This is a genomic window from Enterobacter sp. WCHEn090032 (assembly GCF_003986875.1).
Lineage (GTDB): Bacteria > Pseudomonadota > Gammaproteobacteria > Enterobacterales > Enterobacteriaceae > Enterobacter > Enterobacter sichuanensis.
Window position 1 is genome coordinate 76,914 of the sequence record NZ_RXRN01000007.1, and the last position, 17,262, is coordinate 94,175.

Here is a 17,262-nt window from a genome sequence, read left to right on the forward strand (position 1 = left end):
GTAAAATCGCGTTTTTCAAATAAGATGGTTTGCTTATATCAAGTTGCGTGCCAAATTTTATTTTATTGATTTTACTAGATTATTATTTTTATGACTCTTAATTGGTAGTCATTATGACTATTCATATTGCAGTCAATATGACAATGTGTATTGTCAAAATGACAGCGAGGCAGACATGAGCTTTTCCGTAGACGTGCTGGCGAAGATCGCCATTGAACTGCAAACCGGTATCGGCCATCAGGACCGCTTTCAGCGGCTGATCTCCACGCTGCGCCACGTGCTGGCGTGCGATGCCTCGGCGCTGCTCCGCTACGAGGGGCGGCAGTTTATTCCGCTGGCTATCGACGGGCTGTCCAGGGACGTTCTCGGGCGGCGTTTTACCCTTGAAGGTCATCCGCGGCTGGAGACCATCGCCCGGGCGGGGGACGTGGTGCGTTTCCCGGCGGACAGCGATTTGCCCGACCCGTACGACGGGCTTATTCCGGGCCAGGAGAGCCTGAAGGTGCACGCCTGCATCGGCCTGCCGCTGTTTGCCGGGCAAAACCTGATTGGGGCACTGACGCTCGACGGCATGTCGCCGGACCAGTTCGACACCTTCAGCGACGAAGAGCTGCGCCTGATTGCCGCGCTGGCCGCCGGGGCGCTGAACAACGCCCTGCTGATTGAACAGCTGGAGAGCCAGAATATTCTTCCCGGCAGCCCGGCGGCGTTTGAGCAGGTGGCGCACACGGAGATGATTGGCCTCTCGCCGGGCATGGCGCAGCTCAAAAAAGAGATTGAGATTGTCGCCGCCTCCGATTTGAACGTGCTGATCTTCGGTGAAACCGGCACCGGGAAAGAACTGGTGGCGAAGTCCATTCACGAATCCTCGCCGCGCGCAGTGAACCCGCTGGTGTACCTTAACTGCGCCGCGCTGCCGGAGAGCGTGGCGGAAAGCGAGCTGTTCGGTCACGTCAAAGGGGCGTTTACCGGGGCCATCAGCAACCGTAGCGGCAAGTTTGAGATGGCCGATAACGGCACGCTGTTTCTGGATGAGATTGGCGAATTATCCTTGTCACTCCAGGCCAAACTCCTGCGCGTGTTGCAGTACGGCGATATCCAGCGCGTGGGGGATGACCGCAGCTTAAGAGTGGACGTGCGCGTGCTGGCGGCGACCAACCGCGACCTGCGTGAAGCGGTGCTGGCCGGACAGTTCCGCGCCGATCTTTATCATCGCCTGAGCGTCTTTCCGCTTACCGTGCCGCCGCTGCGCGAACGCGGGGACGACGTGCTGCTGCTGGCGGGCTTTTTCTGCGAGCAGTGCCGTCTCAGGATGGGGCTTTCCCGCGTGGTGTTAAGCCCGGGGGCGAGAGCGCATCTGCTGAGCTACAGCTGGCCAGGCAACGTGCGCGAACTGGAGCATGCGATCCACCGCGCGGTGGTACTGGCGCGGGCGGCGCGTTTGGGTGATGAGGTAGTGATCCACGCGCGTCATTTTGCCCTGCAGGATGATGCCATACAGACGGTGGCGCAGCGTGTGCCAGAGAGTGTAAATGAGAACCTGCGCGAGGCGACGGAAGCGTTCCAGCGCCAGATGATTACCCGCGCGCTGGAGCAGAACAACCGCAACTGGGCAGCGTGCGCGCGGGCGCTGGAGATGGATGTCGCCAACCTGCACCGGCTGGCGAAGCGCCTCGGACTAAAGCGTTAGATAATCCCGGCCTGGTAGAAATCCTGCAGGTTGATGGCGCCACACAATTTGCCGGCGTCATCCACCACCGGCGCAGCGGTGATTTTGCGTTTCATCAGGCTCTCTTTGGCCTCAATAGCGCGGCTCTCAGCGTTCAGCGTTAGCCCGCCCTGGGTCATCGCTTCTGACACCTGCGATTCCAGCTTGCCACCACCCACCAGCCAGCGCCTAAGGTCGCCGTCGGTAAAGACGCCCTTCACAAAGCCCTCGTTGTCACACACCGCCACCAGGCCCAGGCCGGTGCGGCTGAGTTCCAGCATCGCGTCCATGACGCTGGTATCGAGCTTGACCTGCGGAATGGCATCGTCGGTGCGCATCAGATGGTGCACTTTATTGAGCAGTCGTGCGCCGAGCGCGCCCGCCGGATGCGAACGGGCAAAATCTTCTTCGTTAAAGCCGCGCGCCTGCATTACCGCCATCGCCAGCGCGTCGCCCATCATCAGCGTGTTAACGGTGCTGGAGGTGGGGGCGAGGTGCATCGGACAGGCTTCGCGCTCCACGGAAATATCCAGCGTCGCTTTGGCGGCCAGCGCCAGTGGCGAGCGGGGTTTTCCGGTCATCGCCAGCAGCGCGACCGCCTTTTCCTGCAGGCGCGGAATGATGAGATCCAGCTCTTTGGCTGAACCGGAGTAGGAGATAAACAGCATCACGTCGCGGCTTTCGATCATCCCCAGATCGCCGTGCAGCGCTTCTGCCGGATGCACGAAGAACGCCGGTGTCCCGGTGCTGGCCAGGGTCGCGGCAATTTTCTTGCCGATATGGCCGGATTTACCGATCCCGGAGACAATCACCTTTCCTTCGCACTGGATAATGGTGTTGGCCGCGCGCACAAACTCCTCGCCCAGACGCTCCGGCAGGCGGCTGGCTTCCTGCAGTTCCAGCATCAGGGTCTGGCGGCCTGCGTTTAACAGAAAATCACTCATCTTTTTCTCCGGTTACGATCACGTCGATGCCTTTCTCTTCCAGCGCTTTTTTGAACGCCGGGTCGATACCTGCGTCGGTAATCAGTTTGTCGACGCTTTCCAGGCTGCACACAATATTGGGGCTTTTACGGCCAAACTTCGACGAGTCCGCCATTAAAATCACTTCCCGCGCGGCGTTGCACATCGCTTTGCTGACGTTGAACACCTCGTTGAAGGTGGTGACGCCCGCGTTCAGGTCGATGCCGTCGGTCCCCATAAACAGTTTATCGAAGCTGAAGTGGTCGAAGGCGTTCTCGGCCAGCTGCCCGTGAAACGACGCGGATTTCTTACGGAAGGTGCCGCCGGGCATCAGGATGGTCTGCTCGCTGTCAAACTCTGACAGGGCGTTAACGATGTGCAGACTGTTAGTCATCACGGTGATGTTATTAAAGCGGCTGAGCAGGGGGATCATCTGCAGTACGGTGCTGCCTGCATCCAGAATAATAGAGTCGCCATCGTGGATAAATTTTACCGCCGCTTCGGCAATCTGCGCCTTCTGGTGGGTGTTGATCAGCGTTTTGTGATCGATGGGCGGGTCCGCTTCGTCTTTGTTGAGCACCACGCCGCCGTAGGTTCGGATGACGGCGCCAGAATTTTCGAGCAATACCAGGTCTTTGCGTATTGTCGTGCCGGTAGTGTCAAAGTAGTGGGCCAGATCGTCTACCGAGCATTTTCCCTGCTTTTGCAGATACTCGAGAATGGCCGCCTGCCGCTGACGAGGTTTCATAGGCGCTTCGTTCCTTAGGTTGCGAAATGATAATTTCGCAAGGCTATAGCTTTCACAACGAAATTATCCATGTTTCAGATTAAGCGCTAATGATAGTGCATTCTGACAGAGTGGATCATGGGGAAAGATCACATCAGGCCGCAATTCCTGCAACGAAATGCCGTTGATTGCCTGGATTTTCACCGGCCGCGCGAAGACGGTCATCCCGCGCATGATCAGGGAATCGCAGACGTTATTGTTTTCATCCAGCGCAACCGCGACGACGACCCGCGGTTTGAAACGTCCGCCGGACCGCCCGACGCCCACGCGACCTTTCTGGCACAGGGCGTCAAACGCGCGGTTAAACTGGTGGATTTGCCAGCCGCCAAACGCCATCTGGCAGATCCAGGCGAGGGCGGCGACGGTAATGAGTGCGGTGACCATATCGGCTCCTTGTTGTATTCCCTCTCCCGGGGGGAGAGGGTTAGGGCGAGGGCTTCCGCCCGCGCGATCAGAACATCACCTGTCCGCCGGTGACGTTAATCGACTGCCCGGTGCAGTACGAGGCTTTCGGGCTGGCGTAAAACAGCAGCATGTTCAGCACGTCCTGATAGTCGCACCCGCGCTTCAGCGGCACTTTATCGATGTAATACTGCTCCACCTCTTCCTCTTTGATGCCAAGCTTGGTGGCATACTGCGGCAGCAGGGACTGGAACATCGGCGATTTAAGGAGGTTGCCCAGCATCAGCGAGTGAACGGTGATCCCGTATTCGGCCAGATCCAGCGCCAGGGACTGCGTCAGCCCCACGCCGCCAAACTTCGCCGCGCTGTAGCCGGAGTTGTGCTTGCTGCCCACTTTCCCTGATTTTGAGTTGATCTGAATGATGCGCCCCTGAATGCCGTCGCGGATCATCAGACGGGAAAACTCGCGGGCGCAGAGGAAATAGCCCACCAGGTTCACCTGCAGCGAGCGGTCAAAATCCCCCAGTTCGAAATCGCTGATAAACGCGGCTTTTGCGATTCCCGCGCTGTAGACCAGCAGGTCGGTACGACCAAAAATCTCATCCACGCCGCGGGCCAGCGCCATCACGCTCTGCTCGCTGGTGGCGTCGGCACCAAAGCCGTACGCCATTCCTTCGCCAAACTCGGTATTGATGCTATCCGCCACGCGGGCAGCCTTCTCACTCTGAATGTCCACTACCGCCACGCGGTAACCTTCTGCGGCAAGCCCACGGCAGAGGAACTCGCCTAAGGTTTGTCCCCCACCAATGACAACGGCAACCTGACTCATGTCTATCTCCTTAATTACGCAACAAATTTTAACGTGCAGCCTGGGGTGACAGCCTGCGGAACCGGACCATCGACGTGAACCGTGCCGGGATACTCCGCCTGCGGCTGGCCATCAAAACGCAGGGTGATGTGGCCCAGCTCGCGCAGGTTTTGCTCAGCCACGTCGCCGACGGCGGTCACGGCATAGCGCGCCTCGCCCAGCTCCAGCTGGCTTCCGGCCTTCAGCTCACCCTTCAGCTCGCCGTGGCAGTGAATAAAACAAAACTCTTCGATATCCGCAGGCGCCCCTTCGCGGAAGGTGATCAGCATCTGGTCGCTTAATGCGTCAGCTGCGCTCTGGCCGATGCGGGTAATGGTGGTCTGGTAAATCACGGTCATGGCAAAAACCTCTTATTGATAAATAAAGCCAGAGACAAACCAGGCAATCAGCACCGTCGGGGCGCCCGTCAGGAAGCGGCTGACCAGTACGGACGGCACGCCCACGCGCACGGTGTCCTGGCGCGCTTCGGCCAGCGACAGCCCTACGGGGATGAAGTCGCACGCCGCCTGGGCGTTAATGGCAAACAGGGCGGGCAGGGCGAGGTGCGGGGGAATGTTGCCCTGCCCAATCTGTACGCCAATCAGCACGCCGATGACCTGGGCAATCACCGCGCCCGGGCCGAGGAACGGCGACAGCAGCGGGAAGGAGCAGATCAGCGCCAGCGTGACCAGCCCCAGCGGATGGCTGGCGAGCGGGGCAAGGCCGTGGGCAATCCAGTCACCCAGACCAGACGCCATGATGATGCCGATCAGCGCCGAGACGAATGCCATAAACGGCAGGATGGTTTTCAGCACCGTGTCGATGGTGTCGCGCCCGGACTGGAACAGCACCGCCACGGCGGACCCCATGCCCATCCCGACTTTTGCCAGCAGGCCATCGCTCTGCTCGGTGATCTTCTTGCTGGTGTCGTAATCGCGCGGGGCCGCTTTTTGCGGTGCGGGAGCGCCATTCACCAGAGAGATGTTGTCCTCCTTCACACCCGACACATAAATGTCTTCAAGGATGTACTGCGCCAGCGGGCCTGATTTTCCGGTGGAGTGAATGTTCACCGTTGGAATGTGACGCTTCGGGTAGATGCCGCAGCGCAGCGTGCCGCCGCAGTCGATCACCGCCACGCCGATTTCCGCTTCCGGCGGTTCGCCCTCTTTGAAGCCATCGACCGCTTCCCAGCCGGTCAGTTCTCGCAGCTTGTCGACGATCGCCGGGCGCGTGCCCGCGGTGATGTAGACGATTTTTTTGCCTTCGGTGGCGTCGAACTCCAGCGGGCCGCCCCAGCCGCCTGTGCCTTTCTCAATGCGGATCCGGTTCATGCTGTGGCTCCTGAAAGCTGGACTTTCTGTTCAAGCTGGATGCCCATTTTTTTCTCGAAAATGGCGGTGGTGAGGTCCGTCACCCAGCCGCGGAAGAAGTTGGTCACCAGACCAACCAGCAGATAGCTCACCGCCAGCGGGCCGAGCGGCAGGCCAAGGGTGGTGAGACCGCTGGCGATCCCGAGATAGACAAACAGCTCGCCGGGGTTGATGTGCGGGAACAGGCCGTTCATGGAATGGCAGCTGTAGGAAGCGGCAGCGTAATAGCTCGGCTTGTACTTTTCTGGCATAAAGCGACCGAGGCTTAAGGTCATCGGGTTACAGAACACGAAAGTGCCGATGAAAGGTAACACCAGGTAGCGGGACAGCGGGTTCCCGGCGCAGCGCTGGGCGAAACGCTCAATGCGCTGCTGGCCGATAAAGTTAATCAGCGCGTTCATGATCACCAGCAGGCTGATCAGCAGGGGCAGGATCCCGGTCACCATGCCGGTGAACACTTCTCCGCCTTTCTGAAACAGCCCGATGAACCACTCGGCGCCGTGGGTGATGGTTTCTATCATTCTTCTCTCCTCTGGGCTTTTGTTTTTGTATTACCGCGACTAATAATAATCACTTTGAAAGGTTTTAGAGTGTTAATCAGATCTCACAATGAAAGAAAAATGGATTATTTTGAAAGTTAATCGATGGGGGAATGGATTTTCGGTGGAAAAAAGGGCGGATTTGCGTGGGGGAGGTGTGTACTGCTTCCTTGAGGTGTTGCGGATGCTTTACCATACTGGGTTCTTATCGAACCCGTTAAATGGATGTCTCATGTTCAAGCGTCGTTATGCAGCGCTGTTGCCTGCGCTTATTCTGCTGTCTGCCTGTAGTAGCAAACCTAAGACCGAAGCCGTTCAGCAAACGGCGGGCGCGCCTTCCGGAGGATTCCTGCTGGAGCCGCAGCACAATATGATGCAGATGGGCGGCGACTTCGCGAACAACCCGGCGGCCGAGCAGTTCATCGATAAAATGGTGAGCAAACACGGCTTTGACAGACAGCAGCTGCACGAAATTTTGTCACAGGCGAAACGTCTGGACTACGTGCTGCGCCTGATGGACAGGCAGGCACCGACGGCCCAGGTGCCGAGCGGGCCAAACGGTGCGTGGCTGCGCTATCGCAAACAGTTTATTACCCCGGACAACGTGCAAAACGGCGTGGTGTTCTGGAATCAGTATGAAGATGCGCTCAACCGCGCCTGGCAGGTGTACGGCGTACCGCCTGAAATCATCGTCGGGATTATCGGCGTGGAAACCCGCTGGGGCCGCGTGATGGGGAAAACCCGCATTCTGGATGCGCTGGCGACGCTCTCCTTTAACTATCCGCGCCGTGCGGAGTATTTCTCTTCCGAGCTGGAAACCTTCCTGCTGATGGCGCGCAACGAACAGGATGATCCGCTCGAACTGAAAGGATCGTTTGCCGGTGCGATGGGCTACGGCCAGTTTATGCCGTCCTCCTATAAACAGTATGCCGTCGACTTTAACGGGGATGGTCATATCAACCTGTGGGATCCGGTGGATGCCATCGGCAGCGTGGCGAATTACTTCAAAGCGCATGGCTGGACGCCGGGTGGTCAGGTTGCTGTACAGGCAAACGGCGAGGCGTTTGGTCTGGAAAACGGCTTCAAAACCAAATACAGCGTCGCACAGCTGGCGGCGGCGGGCTTAACGCCAACGCAGCCGCTGGGCAATGTTGATCAGGTGAGTCTGCTGCGCCTGGATGTGGGAACGGGCTATCAGTACTGGTACGGCATGCCGAACTTCTACACCATTACCCGCTATAACCACAGCACCCACTATGCGATGGCCGTATGGCAGCTGGGTCTGGCGGTATCGCAGGCCCGCGTGCCGGCAGCGTCGCCGTTTAGTCAGTAGATCGCTCTGACGGGTAGGCCGGGTAAGGCAACGCCGCTACCCGGCATGGTTGCGCGCACGGTGCGACCTGATGCCCTCACCCTGACCCTCTCCCACGGGAGAGGGTCATTTTGCAGAAACATTTCGCCACATTCCCGTTTCAAACGCGCCATTTACATCTCAGTCACCTTTTATTATTGTTATGTTATAACATTAATTATGGTGTCGAGATGTCAACGTCCCTTTTCTCTCTCTCTGCGCCGGTTCGGCTTTTGCTGGCGCTGGTGCTTGTTCTCTTTATCGGTCTGGCTGTGCGCTGGGCGGTGGCATTGCCATGATTGTGATGGATGAACTGATTGCGGGTTATGACCGTATACCCGTCACGCGTGCGCTATCCGGCTTGATTGAGCGGGGAAGCATGACCGCCATTATCGGCGCTAACGGCTGCGGGAAATCCACGCTGCTGAAAACGCTCGCCGGGTTTATCCCCCCCGTAAACGGCAGCTTCCGCTGGCAGGGAAAGCGCCCGGTCATTGGCTGGCTGGCGCAGCGTCACGCGCTGGAAGCGCAATTTCCCGTGACCGTACAGGATGTCGTCAGCATGGGCTGCTGGCCGGGTATTTCGCTATTTTCCGCTCTCCGTCGGGAAACACGCTTGCGTATTGCCCGCGCGCTGGAACGCGTGGGGCTCGAATCCATGGCGTTATCCACTATCGATGGGCTCTCCGGCGGTCAGTTTCAGCGCATGCTGTTTGCCCGCATCCTGGTACAGCAGGCACCGCTGGTGATGCTCGATGAGCCCTTTACCGGGGTCGATGAAGTCACCTGCAATGTACTGATGGATCTGATGCTGGAGATGTATATGCAGGGTCAAACGCTGCTTGCGGTACTGCACGACAGCGAGCGCGTGTCGCGCCACTTCCCGCAGACGTTACGGCTGGACGCTGACATTCCCCAATGGAAGACCGAGCGGGTGAGGGTGGCATGATCTGGCATCTCTTTTTTCAGCCGTTTATCGAGTACGGCTTTATGCGTCGCGCGCTGGTGGTTTGCCTGGCGCTTTCTGTCAGTACCACCGCGCTCGGCGTGTTTCTGCAGCTGCGCCGGATGAGCCTGATGGGCGATGCCCTTTCACACGCCATATTGCCCGGCGTTGCCGTGGGATATCTGCTGAACGGCATGTCACTGCTGGCAATGAGTATCGGCGGATTTATTGCCGGGATTGTCGTCGCGCTGGTGGCCGGGCTGGTTAGTCGTCGTACGCCGCTTAAAGAGGATGCCAGCTTTGCCGGTTTCTATCTTGGCTCGCTGGCGCTGGGCGTGACGCTGGTATCGCTGCGAGGCTCGAATGTCGATCTGCTGCACCTGCTGTTTGGCTCCATTCTGGCAGTGGATAACGATGCCGCGCTGTTTGTGGCAGGCGTTTGCATGTTCACGCTGCTGGCGCTGGCGGTTTTCTATCGCGGGCTGGTGTCCGAGGCGTTTGATACCGCCTGGCTACAGGTGAACGCCCGCTGGCTGCCAGGCCTGCTGCACGGACTGTTTCTGGCGCTGCTGGTGCTTAATCTGGTGGCCGGATTCCAGGTGCTTGGCACGCTGATGGCAGTCGGGCTGATGATGCTGCCGGCGGTGGCGGCGCGCTGCTGGGTGCGCACGTTGCCAGGGCTACTCCTGATGGCGGGCATTAGCGGCATTTTTTGCGCGTGGCTGGGGCTAAGCCTCTCCTGGGCGGTGAGTCTGCCCGCCGGGCCGTCCATCGTGCTGACGGCCAGCGCACTGTTCCTGGTTTCTGTCTTATTTGGTACGCGAAGCAGGCTCGCGGGCAGCCTGCGTACGCTTTTTTAACGCAAGGGGAAATGATGAAACGTACAGGATTAATTGTGGCGCTCGTGCTGGGGATGATGTCGCAGGGGGCGATGGCGAAAACCCTGAATGTAGTCACCAGCTTTTCGATACTGGGGGATATCACGCAGGAGGTGGGCGGCGATCGGGTGAATGTGACCACGCTGGTTGGGCCTGACGGCGATCCGCATACCTTCGAACCCTCACCGAAAGACAGCGCGGCGCTGAGCAAGGCGGATGTGGTGGTGGTGAACGGTCTGGGTCTGGAGGGCTGGATTGACCGTCTGGTGAAGGCCTCCGGATTTAAGGGCCAACTGGTGGTGGCGTCAGCTGGTGTCAAAACACACACCCTGGAAGAAGAGGGCAAAACCGTGACCGATCCGCATGCGTGGAACAGCGCGGCGAATGGCGCACTGTATGCGCAAAATATTCTGAACGGGCTGGTAAACGCCGATCCGCAAGACAAAGCCGCGCTGGAAGCGTCCGGAAAAAGGTATATCGCGCAGCTTAACCAACTGGACAGCTGGGCCAAAGCGCAGTTCAGCCAGATTCCACAGGCGAAGCGTAAGGTGCTGACCAGCCACGACGCTTTTGGTTATTTTGGCCGCGCCTACGGCGTGACGTTTATGGCACCGCAGGGGCTCTCCTCTGAGAGTGAAGCGAGCGCGGCGCAGGTTGCGGAAATTATCAACCAGATCAAAGCCGACGGGGTGAAGACCTGGTTTATGGAAAACCAGCTTGACCCGCGGCTGGTGAAGCAGATTGCGTCGGCGACAGGGGCACAGCCGGGGGGCGAACTTTACCCGGAAGCGCTGTCGTCCAAAGGCGGCGTGGCGGATACCTACGTTAAGGCGTTTCGCCACAATGTGAATATCCTCGCCATCAGCATGAAATAATCTTTCGCTTGCCGGTGCGCCCGCACCGGCTATTTTCTGAAGCCCCCTCGTAAAACCGGAAGTGCATCCCCATATCTGACGAGAAAGTGCTATCTTGTGCAGCACGTTTTTCTGATGCCTGGAGCGAGAATGACTGACCATGAATTGATGCAGCTGAGCGAGATAGTGGGCCTGGCGCTTAAGCAACGTGGGGCGACCGTCACCACCGCTGAGTCCTGTACGGGCGGCTGGGTTGCCAAAGCGATTACCGATATTGCCGGCAGTTCCGCCTGGTTTGAACGTGGCTTTGTGACCTACAGTAACGAAGCAAAAGCACAGATGATTGGCGTGCGGGAATCCACCCTTGAACAGCATGGCGCGGTCAGCGAACCGGTGGTGATCGAGATGGCCATTGGCGCGCTCAAAGAGGCACGGGCCGATTACGCGATCTCCATTAGCGGCATCGCGGGTCCGGACGGCGGCAGCGACGTGAAGCCTGTCGGCACTGTCTGGTTTGGGTTTGCCAGCGCCAAAGGCGAAGGGATCACCCGCCGGGAGTGCTTTAGCGGCGATCGCGAAAGCGTGCGTCGTCAGGCCACCGTTTATGCGTTAAAAACGCTCTGGCAACAATTTCTACAAAACACTTGATACTGTATGACCATACAGTATAATTGCACCAACAGAACAGAAATCCACGGTGAAGCACAGTCGCTTCTCCCGGCATGACAGGAGTAATAATGGCTATCGACGAAAACAAACAGAAAGCGTTGGCGGCAGCACTGGGCCAGATCGAAAAGCAATTCGGTAAAGGCTCCATCATGCGCCTGGGTGAAGACCGTACCATGGATGTGGAAACGATCTCCACCGGTTCGCTTTCTCTGGATATCGCGCTGGGCGCGGGCGGCCTGCCAATGGGCCGTATCGTAGAAATCTACGGGCCAGAATCCTCCGGTAAAACCACCCTGACGCTGCAGGTCATTGCCGCCGCTCAGCGCGAAGGTAAAACCTGTGCGTTCATCGATGCCGAGCACGCGCTGGATCCGGTTTATGCACGTAAGCTGGGCGTGGATATCGACAACCTGCTCTGTTCTCAGCCGGACACCGGTGAACAGGCGCTGGAAATTTGTGACGCGCTGGCGCGCTCCGGTGCGGTTGACGTTATCGTGGTCGACTCCGTGGCAGCACTGACGCCAAAAGCGGAAATCGAAGGCGAAATCGGCGACTCTCACATGGGCCTCGCGGCACGTATGATGAGCCAGGCGATGCGTAAGCTGGCCGGTAACCTGAAGCAGTCCAATACGCTGCTGATCTTCATCAACCAGATCCGTATGAAAATTGGTGTGATGTTCGGTAACCCGGAAACCACCACCGGTGGTAACGCCCTGAAATTCTACGCCTCTGTCCGTCTGGATATCCGCCGTATCGGTGCGGTGAAAGAGGGCGAGAACGTGGTCGGGAGCGAAACCCGCGTGAAGGTTGTGAAGAACAAAATTGCAGCGCCGTTCAAACAGGCTGAATTCCAGATCCTCTACGGTGAAGGGATTAACTTCTTCGGCGAGCTGGTTGACCTGGGTGTGAAAGAGAAGCTGATCGAAAAAGCAGGTGCCTGGTACAGCTACAACGGTGACAAAATTGGTCAGGGTAAAGCGAATGCGATCGCCTGGCTGAAAGAGAACCCGGCTGCGGCGAAAGAGATTGAGAAGAAAGTGCGTGAGCTTCTGCTGAATAATCAGGATGCTACTCCAGACTTCGCGGTGGATAGCGCGGATGCTGAAGAAACCAACGAAGACTTTTAATTCTTTCGTTTAACCATGAAGGGCTGCTGATGCGGCCCTTTTTGCATTTCTGAATCAGCAGGTTTTTTATGAGTGAACCGACGACCCGCCGACCCGCATATGCACGCTTACTGGACCGTGCGGTACGCATTCTTGCTGTCCGTGACCACAGTGAACAGGAGCTGCGGCGAAAACTGTCGGCGCCGGTGATGGGTAAAAACGGGCCGGAAGAGATTGATGCCACCGCGGAAGATTATGACCGGGTGATTGCCTGGTGTTACGAGTACCGCTATCTGGATGATGATCGTTTCGCTTCCCGGTTTCTCGCCAGCCGAGGCCGCAAAGGATATGGACCGGCGCGCATTCGCCAGGAGCTAAATCAGAAAGGCGTTTCCCGTGAGTCCATTGAAAAAGCGATGCGTGAATGCGACACCGACTGGTGTGCGCTGGCAAAAGAGCAGGCGATCCGCAAGTACGGTGAACCCCTGCCGCACGGGTTTTCAGAAAAAGTTAAAATCCAGCGCTTTTTGCTCTACCGCGGCTTCCTGATGGAAGATATTCAGGATATCTGGCGTAATTTTGCCGATTGAACGCATGCGGGATTTTACTTCCCACTAAAGAAAACTTATCTTATTCCCACTTTTTCCAGTAGCTGGCCTGTCCAGGGGTTTACCGATACAGACCTGCTACGACATTTCGTTAGCTTGATTTCAGGATAATTATGAGCAAGAGCACCGCTGAGATCCGTCAGGCGTTTCTCGATTTTTTCCATAGTAAGGGACACCAGGTTGTTGCCAGCAGCTCCCTGGTACCGAACAACGATCCGACTCTGCTGTTTACCAACGCCGGGATGAACCAGTTCAAGGATGTGTTCCTTGGTCTCGACAAGCGTAATTATTCCCGCGCCACAACCTCACAGCGTTGCGTGCGTGCGGGCGGTAAACACAACGACCTGGAAAACGTCGGTTACACCGCGCGTCACCACACGTTCTTCGAAATGCTGGGTAACTTCAGCTTCGGCGACTACTTCAAACACGATGCCATTCAATACGCGTGGGAACTGCTGACCGGTGAAAACTGGTTCAACCTGCCGAAAGAGCGTCTGTGGGTTACCGTCTATGAAACCGATGACGAAGCCTACGAAATCTGGGAAAAAGAAGTCGGGATCCCGCGCGAGCGTATTATTCGCATCGGTGATAACAAAGGCGCGCCATACGCGTCGGACAACTTCTGGCAGATGGGTGATACCGGTCCTTGCGGTCCGTGCACCGAGATCTTCTACGATCACGGCGACCACATCTGGGGCGGTCCTCCAGGCAGCCCGGAAGAAGACGGCGATCGCTACATTGAGATCTGGAACATCGTCTTCATGCAGTTCAACCGTCAGGCCGACGGTACCATGGAGCCGCTGCCGAAGCCTTCCGTTGATACCGGTATGGGCCTGGAGCGTATTGCCGCGGTTCTGCAGCACGTTAACTCCAACTACGAGATTGACCTGTTCAGCACTCTGATCAAAGCCGTTGCGGACGTCACCGGCGCGACCGATCTGAACAACAAATCGTTGCGCGTTATCGCCGACCATATCCGTTCCTGTGCGTTCCTGATCGCCGACGGTGTTATCCCGTCGAATGAAAACCGTGGCTACGTGCTGCGTCGTATCATTCGTCGCGCCATCCGTCACGGCAACATGCTGGGCGCGAAGGACACCTTCTTCTATAAACTCGTTGGGCCACTGATTGGCGTGATGGGTGCTGCCGGTGATGAGCTGAAACGCCAGCAGGCACAGGTAGAGCAGGTTCTGAAAACCGAAGAAGAGCAGTTTGCGCGTACACTGGAGCGCGGTCTGGCGCTGCTGGACGACGAGCTGGCGAAACTGAAGGGCGACACGCTGGATGGCGAAACCGCTTTCCGTCTGTACGACACCTATGGCTTCCCGGTTGACCTGACGGCAGACGTTTGCCGCGAGCGCAACATCAAAGTTGACGAAGCGGGCTTCGAAGCGGCGATGGAAGAGCAGCGTCGTCGCGCGCGTGAGTCCAGCGGTTTCGGTGCAGACTACAACGCAATGATCCGCGTTGATAGCGCGTCTGAATTCAAAGGTTACGACGCGCTGGAACTGACCGGTAAAGTGACCGCCCTGTTTGTTGACGGCAAAGCCGTAGACAGCATCAGCGCAGGTCAGGATGCGGTTGTCATTCTGGACAAAACCCCGTTCTATGCGGAATCCGGCGGTCAGGTTGGCGATAAAGGCGAACTGAAAGGCAACGGTTTCAGCTTCAGCGTGAGCGACACCCAGAAATACGGCCAGGCGATTGGTCACCAGGGCAAACTGGTTTCCGGTTCTCTGAAAGTGGGCGAGGGCGTACAGGCTAACGTTGATGAAGCTCGCCGCGCGCGCATTCGTCTCAACCACTCTGCCACCCACCTGATGCACGCTGCACTGCGCGAGGTGCTGGGTACCCACGTTGCACAGAAAGGTTCTCTGGTTAACGACAAAGTGCTGCGTTTCGACTTCTCGCATTTTGAAGCGATGAAACCGTCTGAAATCCGTGCGGTGGAAGATCTGGTGAACGCGCAGATCCGTCGTAACCTGCCTATCGAAACCCATATCATGGATCTCGAGGCGGCGAAGAAAAAAGGCGCGATGGCGCTGTTTGGTGAGAAATATGACGACCGTGTTCGCGTGTTGAGCATGGGCGACTTCTCTACCGAGCTGTGCGGTGGTACTCACGCCTCCCGCACCGGTGACATTGGCCTGTTCCGCATTGTTTCCGAGTCGGGGACGGCGGCAGGTGTGCGTCGTATTGAAGCGGTGACCGGTGAAGGGGCAATTGCCAGCCTGCATGCGCAGAGCGATCAGCTGCACGACATCGCGCAGCTGCTGAAAGGTGATAGCCAGAACCTGGGCGAGAAAGTGCGCGTTGCACTGGATCGCACGCGTCAGCTGGAAAAAGAGCTGCAGCAGCTGAAAGAGCAGGCTGCGGCGCAGGAGAGTGCAAACCTCTCCAGCAAGGCTGTAGACATTAAGGGCGTTAAACTGCTGGTCAGCGATCTGGCGGGGGTTGAGCCTAAGATGCTGCGTACTATGGTCGACGATCTCAAGAACCAGCTTGGTTCTACCGTTATCGTGCTGGCGACAGTGGCAGAAGGTAAGGTTTCTCTGATTGCGGGCGTCTCTAAGGATGTGACCGACCGCGTAAAAGCAGGGGAGCTGATTGGTATGGTCGCTCAGCAGGTGGGCGGCAAAGGTGGCGGTCGTCCGGACATGGCGCAAGCCGGTGGTACGGATGCGGCGGCACTTCCGCAAGCTTTGGCCAGCGTTGAAAGCTGGGTAAGCGCGAAACTGTAATAACTACAAAGCACAAGCAGACGCCATAGCGGTAACGTTATGGCGTCTTGTTCACTGTGCTATCGATAACGATAAAGTCAGGTTGAGTTTGTGTATATCGGCTAAACTTACGTTTAACAGAATGTGATGCCGTGACTGCTTACACTTTACGTGTTTGTCATCGCTTACTTTTTGGCGTTATATGATGGATAATGCCGGGATACAAGAGACCCGACTCTTTTAATCTTTCAAGGAGCAAAGAATGCTGATTCTGACTCGTCGAGTTGGTGAGACCCTCATGATTGGGGATGAGGTCACCGTGACAGTTTTAGGGGTAAAGGGTAACCAGGTACGTATTGGTGTTAACGCTCCTAAAGAAGTATCTGTCCACCGTGAAGAGATCTACCAGCGTATCCAGGCTGAAAAATCCCAGCAGTCCAGTTACTGATATTGTCGCGTCTCGCTGTCGGGCGAGACGCAACCCTCCTGTCATTTTTCCTGCTCAAAGTTACCGTTTAATTTCAACCGCTCTCTTTTTAACCACTCCGTTACCCTTTACTCGTCTCTGCACTGCCTTTTCTGCCACAGTTTTATGTGAAGATGCCTGCAAAATCCGCTTATAAAACACCCTCTTTGCGGCTTTTACATGCGAATTGCCTGTGATTTGTGCAAACGATAAAAGCTTTTGGAAAATTGTTTGACTTATAAGTCCCAGAAAGTAATATATGCGCCACGCAGCGACGAGAAGCTCTTAACGAGTCACTCGAAGCACTCGAAAGAGGCGTTGTGTGGTGAGGTGGCCGAGAGGCTGAAGGCGCTCCCCTGCTAAGGGAGTATGCGGTCAAAAGCTGCATCCGGGGTTCGAATCCCCGCCTCACCGCCATTTTGCATCCGTAGCTCAGCTGGATAGAGTACTCGGCTACGAACCGAGCGGTCGGAGGTTCGAATCCTCCCGGATGCACCATCTATTACTTCATATTGCTTTAGAAGTGATATGAATATCGAGCAGTACAGTAGTAAATCCCGATGCATCCGTAGCTCAGCTGGATAGAGTACTCGGCTACGAACCGAGCGGTCGGAGGTTCGAATCCTCCCGGATGCACCATTTACTATTTCTGAAAGCAGTTCCCTGATGCATCCGTAGCTCAGCTGGATAGAGTACTCGGCTACGAACCGAGCGGTCGGAGGTTCGAATCCTCCCGGATGCACCATTTACTGTTTCTAAAAGCATTTCCCCGATGCATCCGTAGCTCAGCTGGATAGAGTACTCGGCTACGAACCGAGCGGTCGGAGGTTCGAATCCTCCCGGATGCACCATATTCTCCTGGATAACAGCAATGCTGTTGTTTTTAGGTCTGCGAGTTAATCGCAAGCACCAGGGAGGATAACGTTGCTTTAGCAACGGCCCGCAGGGTGAGGCGTAGCCGAGTAATCCTCCCGGATGCACCATCTTCTCCTTCTTTGTTTATTCCTTCGACGTTCCGTCAGCAATCACACTCTCAGTCAGCGACAAAA

Annotated in this window: 17 protein-coding genes and 5 tRNA genes; 15 read left to right on the forward strand and 7 right to left on the reverse strand. The window is 56.9% G+C overall.

Annotated features, from left to right (window positions below):
• Positions 1 to 175: 175 nt before the first annotated feature.
• Positions 176 to 1,690 (forward strand): nitric oxide reductase transcriptional regulator NorR, encoded by a 1,515-nt coding sequence (gene norR, locus EKN83_RS07800; RefSeq protein WP_025757111.1) that lies wholly within the window; start codon positions 176 to 178, stop codon positions 1,688 to 1,690.
• On the opposite strand, the gene gutQ is transcribed toward norR, so the two are convergent.
• The 7 genes from gutQ to srlA form a co-directional block, all read right to left on the reverse strand.
• Positions 1,687 to 2,652, reverse strand: a complete 966-nt coding sequence (gene gutQ / locus EKN83_RS07805) for an arabinose-5-phosphate isomerase GutQ (RefSeq protein ID WP_126800630.1) — start codon at positions 2,650 to 2,652, stop codon at positions 1,687 to 1,689. The genes norR and gutQ overlap by 4 nt on opposite strands.
• Entirely contained in the window at positions 2,645 to 3,418 is a 774-nt protein-coding gene (locus EKN83_RS07810) for a DNA-binding transcriptional repressor (protein WP_025757113.1), read from the reverse strand. Before EKN83_RS07810 ends, gutQ begins: the two co-directional genes overlap by 8 nt.
• Before the next feature lie 63 nt (positions 3,419 to 3,481).
• Positions 3,482 to 3,841, reverse strand: a complete 360-nt coding sequence (gene gutM / locus EKN83_RS07815; RefSeq protein ID WP_045286053.1) for a transcriptional regulator GutM — start codon at positions 3,839 to 3,841, stop codon at positions 3,482 to 3,484.
• Between the two features lie 67 nt (positions 3,842 to 3,908).
• On the reverse strand, positions 3,909 to 4,688 hold the full coding sequence (gene srlD / locus EKN83_RS07820) for a sorbitol-6-phosphate dehydrogenase (RefSeq protein ID WP_047959322.1): 780 nt from the start codon (positions 4,686 to 4,688) through the stop codon (positions 3,909 to 3,911).
• A 14-nt stretch (positions 4,689 to 4,702) separates the two neighbouring features.
• Positions 4,703 to 5,065: a PTS glucitol/sorbitol transporter subunit IIA gene (gene srlB, locus EKN83_RS07825; protein WP_024907705.1), complete on the reverse strand. Its 363-nt coding sequence runs from the start codon at positions 5,063 to 5,065 to the stop codon at positions 4,703 to 4,705.
• 12 nt (positions 5,066 to 5,077) lie between these two features.
• Positions 5,078 to 6,037 carry a PTS glucitol/sorbitol transporter subunit IIB gene (locus EKN83_RS07830; protein WP_126800631.1) on the reverse strand — a complete coding sequence of 320 codons (960 nt, stop codon included), beginning with the start codon at positions 6,035 to 6,037 and terminating at the stop codon, positions 5,078 to 5,080.
• Positions 6,034 to 6,597, reverse strand: a complete 564-nt coding sequence (gene srlA, locus EKN83_RS07835; protein WP_025757117.1) for a PTS glucitol/sorbitol transporter subunit IIC — start codon at positions 6,595 to 6,597, stop codon at positions 6,034 to 6,036. The genes EKN83_RS07830 and srlA overlap by 4 nt, the downstream gene beginning before the upstream one ends.
• A gap of 250 nt (positions 6,598 to 6,847) precedes the next feature.
• Here srlA and mltB point away from each other — a divergent pair, with 250 nt between their 5' ends.
• The 14 genes from mltB (at position 6,848) to EKN83_RS07905 (ending at position 17,064) form a co-directional block, all read left to right on the forward strand.
• On the forward strand, positions 6,848 to 7,948 hold the full coding sequence (gene mltB / locus EKN83_RS07840; protein ID WP_025757118.1) for a lytic murein transglycosylase B: 1,101 nt from the start codon (positions 6,848 to 6,850) through the stop codon (positions 7,946 to 7,948).
• Positions 7,949 to 8,261: 313 nt separating this feature from the next.
• Entirely contained in the window at positions 8,262 to 8,915 is a 654-nt protein-coding gene (locus EKN83_RS07845; protein ID WP_126800632.1) for a metal ABC transporter ATP-binding protein, read from the forward strand.
• Positions 8,912 to 9,772, forward strand: coding sequence for a metal ABC transporter permease (locus EKN83_RS07850; protein ID WP_059386979.1), 861 nt, complete (start codon positions 8,912 to 8,914; stop codon positions 9,770 to 9,772). Before EKN83_RS07845 ends, EKN83_RS07850 begins: the two co-directional genes overlap by 4 nt.
• 14 nt (positions 9,773 to 9,786) lie before the next feature.
• Positions 9,787 to 10,665 carry a metal ABC transporter substrate-binding protein gene (locus tag EKN83_RS07855; RefSeq protein ID WP_126800667.1) on the forward strand — a complete coding sequence of 293 codons (879 nt, stop codon included), beginning with the start codon at positions 9,787 to 9,789 and terminating at the stop codon, positions 10,663 to 10,665.
• A 129-nt stretch (positions 10,666 to 10,794) separates the two neighbouring features.
• Positions 10,795 to 11,292: a nicotinamide-nucleotide amidase gene (pncC, locus tag EKN83_RS07860; RefSeq protein ID WP_025757122.1), complete on the forward strand. Its 498-nt coding sequence runs from the start codon at positions 10,795 to 10,797 to the stop codon at positions 11,290 to 11,292.
• 89 nt (positions 11,293 to 11,381) lie between these two features.
• Positions 11,382 to 12,440: a recombinase RecA gene (gene recA, locus EKN83_RS07865; protein WP_025757123.1), complete on the forward strand. Its 1,059-nt coding sequence runs from the start codon at positions 11,382 to 11,384 to the stop codon at positions 12,438 to 12,440.
• 68 nt (positions 12,441 to 12,508) lie between these two features.
• Entirely contained in the window at positions 12,509 to 13,009 is a 501-nt protein-coding gene (gene recX / locus EKN83_RS07870; RefSeq protein WP_095449259.1) for a recombination regulator RecX, read from the forward strand.
• Between the two features lie 131 nt (positions 13,010 to 13,140).
• The gene (gene alaS, locus EKN83_RS07875) at positions 13,141 to 15,768 is read left to right on the forward strand and encodes an alanine--tRNA ligase (RefSeq protein WP_045286060.1); all 2,628 of its coding nucleotides are present in this window, start codon (positions 13,141 to 13,143) and stop codon (positions 15,766 to 15,768) included.
• A 241-nt stretch (positions 15,769 to 16,009) separates the two neighbouring features.
• On the forward strand, positions 16,010 to 16,195 hold the full coding sequence (gene csrA, locus EKN83_RS07880) for a carbon storage regulator CsrA (protein WP_000906486.1): 186 nt from the start codon (positions 16,010 to 16,012) through the stop codon (positions 16,193 to 16,195).
• Between the two features lie 342 nt (positions 16,196 to 16,537).
• Positions 16,538 to 16,630 (forward strand) — tRNA-Ser (locus EKN83_RS07885).
• Between the two features lie 4 nt (positions 16,631 to 16,634).
• A tRNA-Arg gene (locus EKN83_RS07890) sits at positions 16,635 to 16,711 on the forward strand.
• A gap of 64 nt (positions 16,712 to 16,775) precedes the next feature.
• Positions 16,776 to 16,852, forward strand: a tRNA-Arg gene (locus tag EKN83_RS07895).
• A gap of 29 nt (positions 16,853 to 16,881) precedes the next feature.
• A tRNA-Arg gene (locus EKN83_RS07900) sits at positions 16,882 to 16,958 on the forward strand.
• Positions 16,959 to 16,987: 29 nt separating this feature from the next.
• Positions 16,988 to 17,064, forward strand: a tRNA-Arg gene (locus EKN83_RS07905).
• The last annotated feature ends 198 nt before the right edge of the window (positions 17,065 to 17,262 follow it).

Coding starts and splice junctions, on each gene's coding strand:
- norR (WP_025757111.1), top strand. CDS start 176: ATGAGCTTTTCCGTAGACGTGCTGGCGAAGATCGCCATTGAACTGCAA.
- gutQ (WP_126800630.1), bottom strand. CDS start 2,652: ATGAGTGATTTTCTGTTAAACGCAGGCCGCCAGACCCTGATGCTGGAA.
- EKN83_RS07810 (WP_025757113.1), bottom strand. CDS start 3,418: ATGAAACCTCGTCAGCGGCAGGCGGCCATTCTCGAGTATCTGCAAAAG.
- gutM (WP_045286053.1), bottom strand. CDS start 3,841: ATGGTCACCGCACTCATTACCGTCGCCGCCCTCGCCTGGATCTGCCAG.
- srlD (WP_047959322.1), bottom strand. CDS start 4,688: ATGAGTCAGGTTGCCGTTGTCATTGGTGGGGGACAAACCTTAGGCGAG.
- srlB (WP_024907705.1), bottom strand. CDS start 5,065: ATGACCGTGATTTACCAGACCACCATTACCCGCATCGGCCAGAGCGCA.
- EKN83_RS07830 (WP_126800631.1), bottom strand. CDS start 6,037: ATGAACCGGATCCGCATTGAGAAAGGCACAGGCGGCTGGGGCGGCCCG.
- srlA (WP_025757117.1), bottom strand. CDS start 6,597: ATGATAGAAACCATCACCCACGGCGCCGAGTGGTTCATCGGGCTGTTT.
- mltB (WP_025757118.1), top strand. CDS start 6,848: ATGTTCAAGCGTCGTTATGCAGCGCTGTTGCCTGCGCTTATTCTGCTG.
- EKN83_RS07845 (WP_126800632.1), top strand. CDS start 8,262: ATGATTGTGATGGATGAACTGATTGCGGGTTATGACCGTATACCCGTC.
- EKN83_RS07850 (WP_059386979.1), top strand. CDS start 8,912: ATGATCTGGCATCTCTTTTTTCAGCCGTTTATCGAGTACGGCTTTATG.
- EKN83_RS07855 (WP_126800667.1), top strand. CDS start 9,787: ATGAAACGTACAGGATTAATTGTGGCGCTCGTGCTGGGGATGATGTCG.
- pncC (WP_025757122.1), top strand. CDS start 10,795: ATGACTGACCATGAATTGATGCAGCTGAGCGAGATAGTGGGCCTGGCG.
- recA (WP_025757123.1), top strand. CDS start 11,382: ATGGCTATCGACGAAAACAAACAGAAAGCGTTGGCGGCAGCACTGGGC.
- recX (WP_095449259.1), top strand. CDS start 12,509: ATGAGTGAACCGACGACCCGCCGACCCGCATATGCACGCTTACTGGAC.
- alaS (WP_045286060.1), top strand. CDS start 13,141: ATGAGCAAGAGCACCGCTGAGATCCGTCAGGCGTTTCTCGATTTTTTC.
- csrA (WP_000906486.1), top strand. CDS start 16,010: ATGCTGATTCTGACTCGTCGAGTTGGTGAGACCCTCATGATTGGGGAT.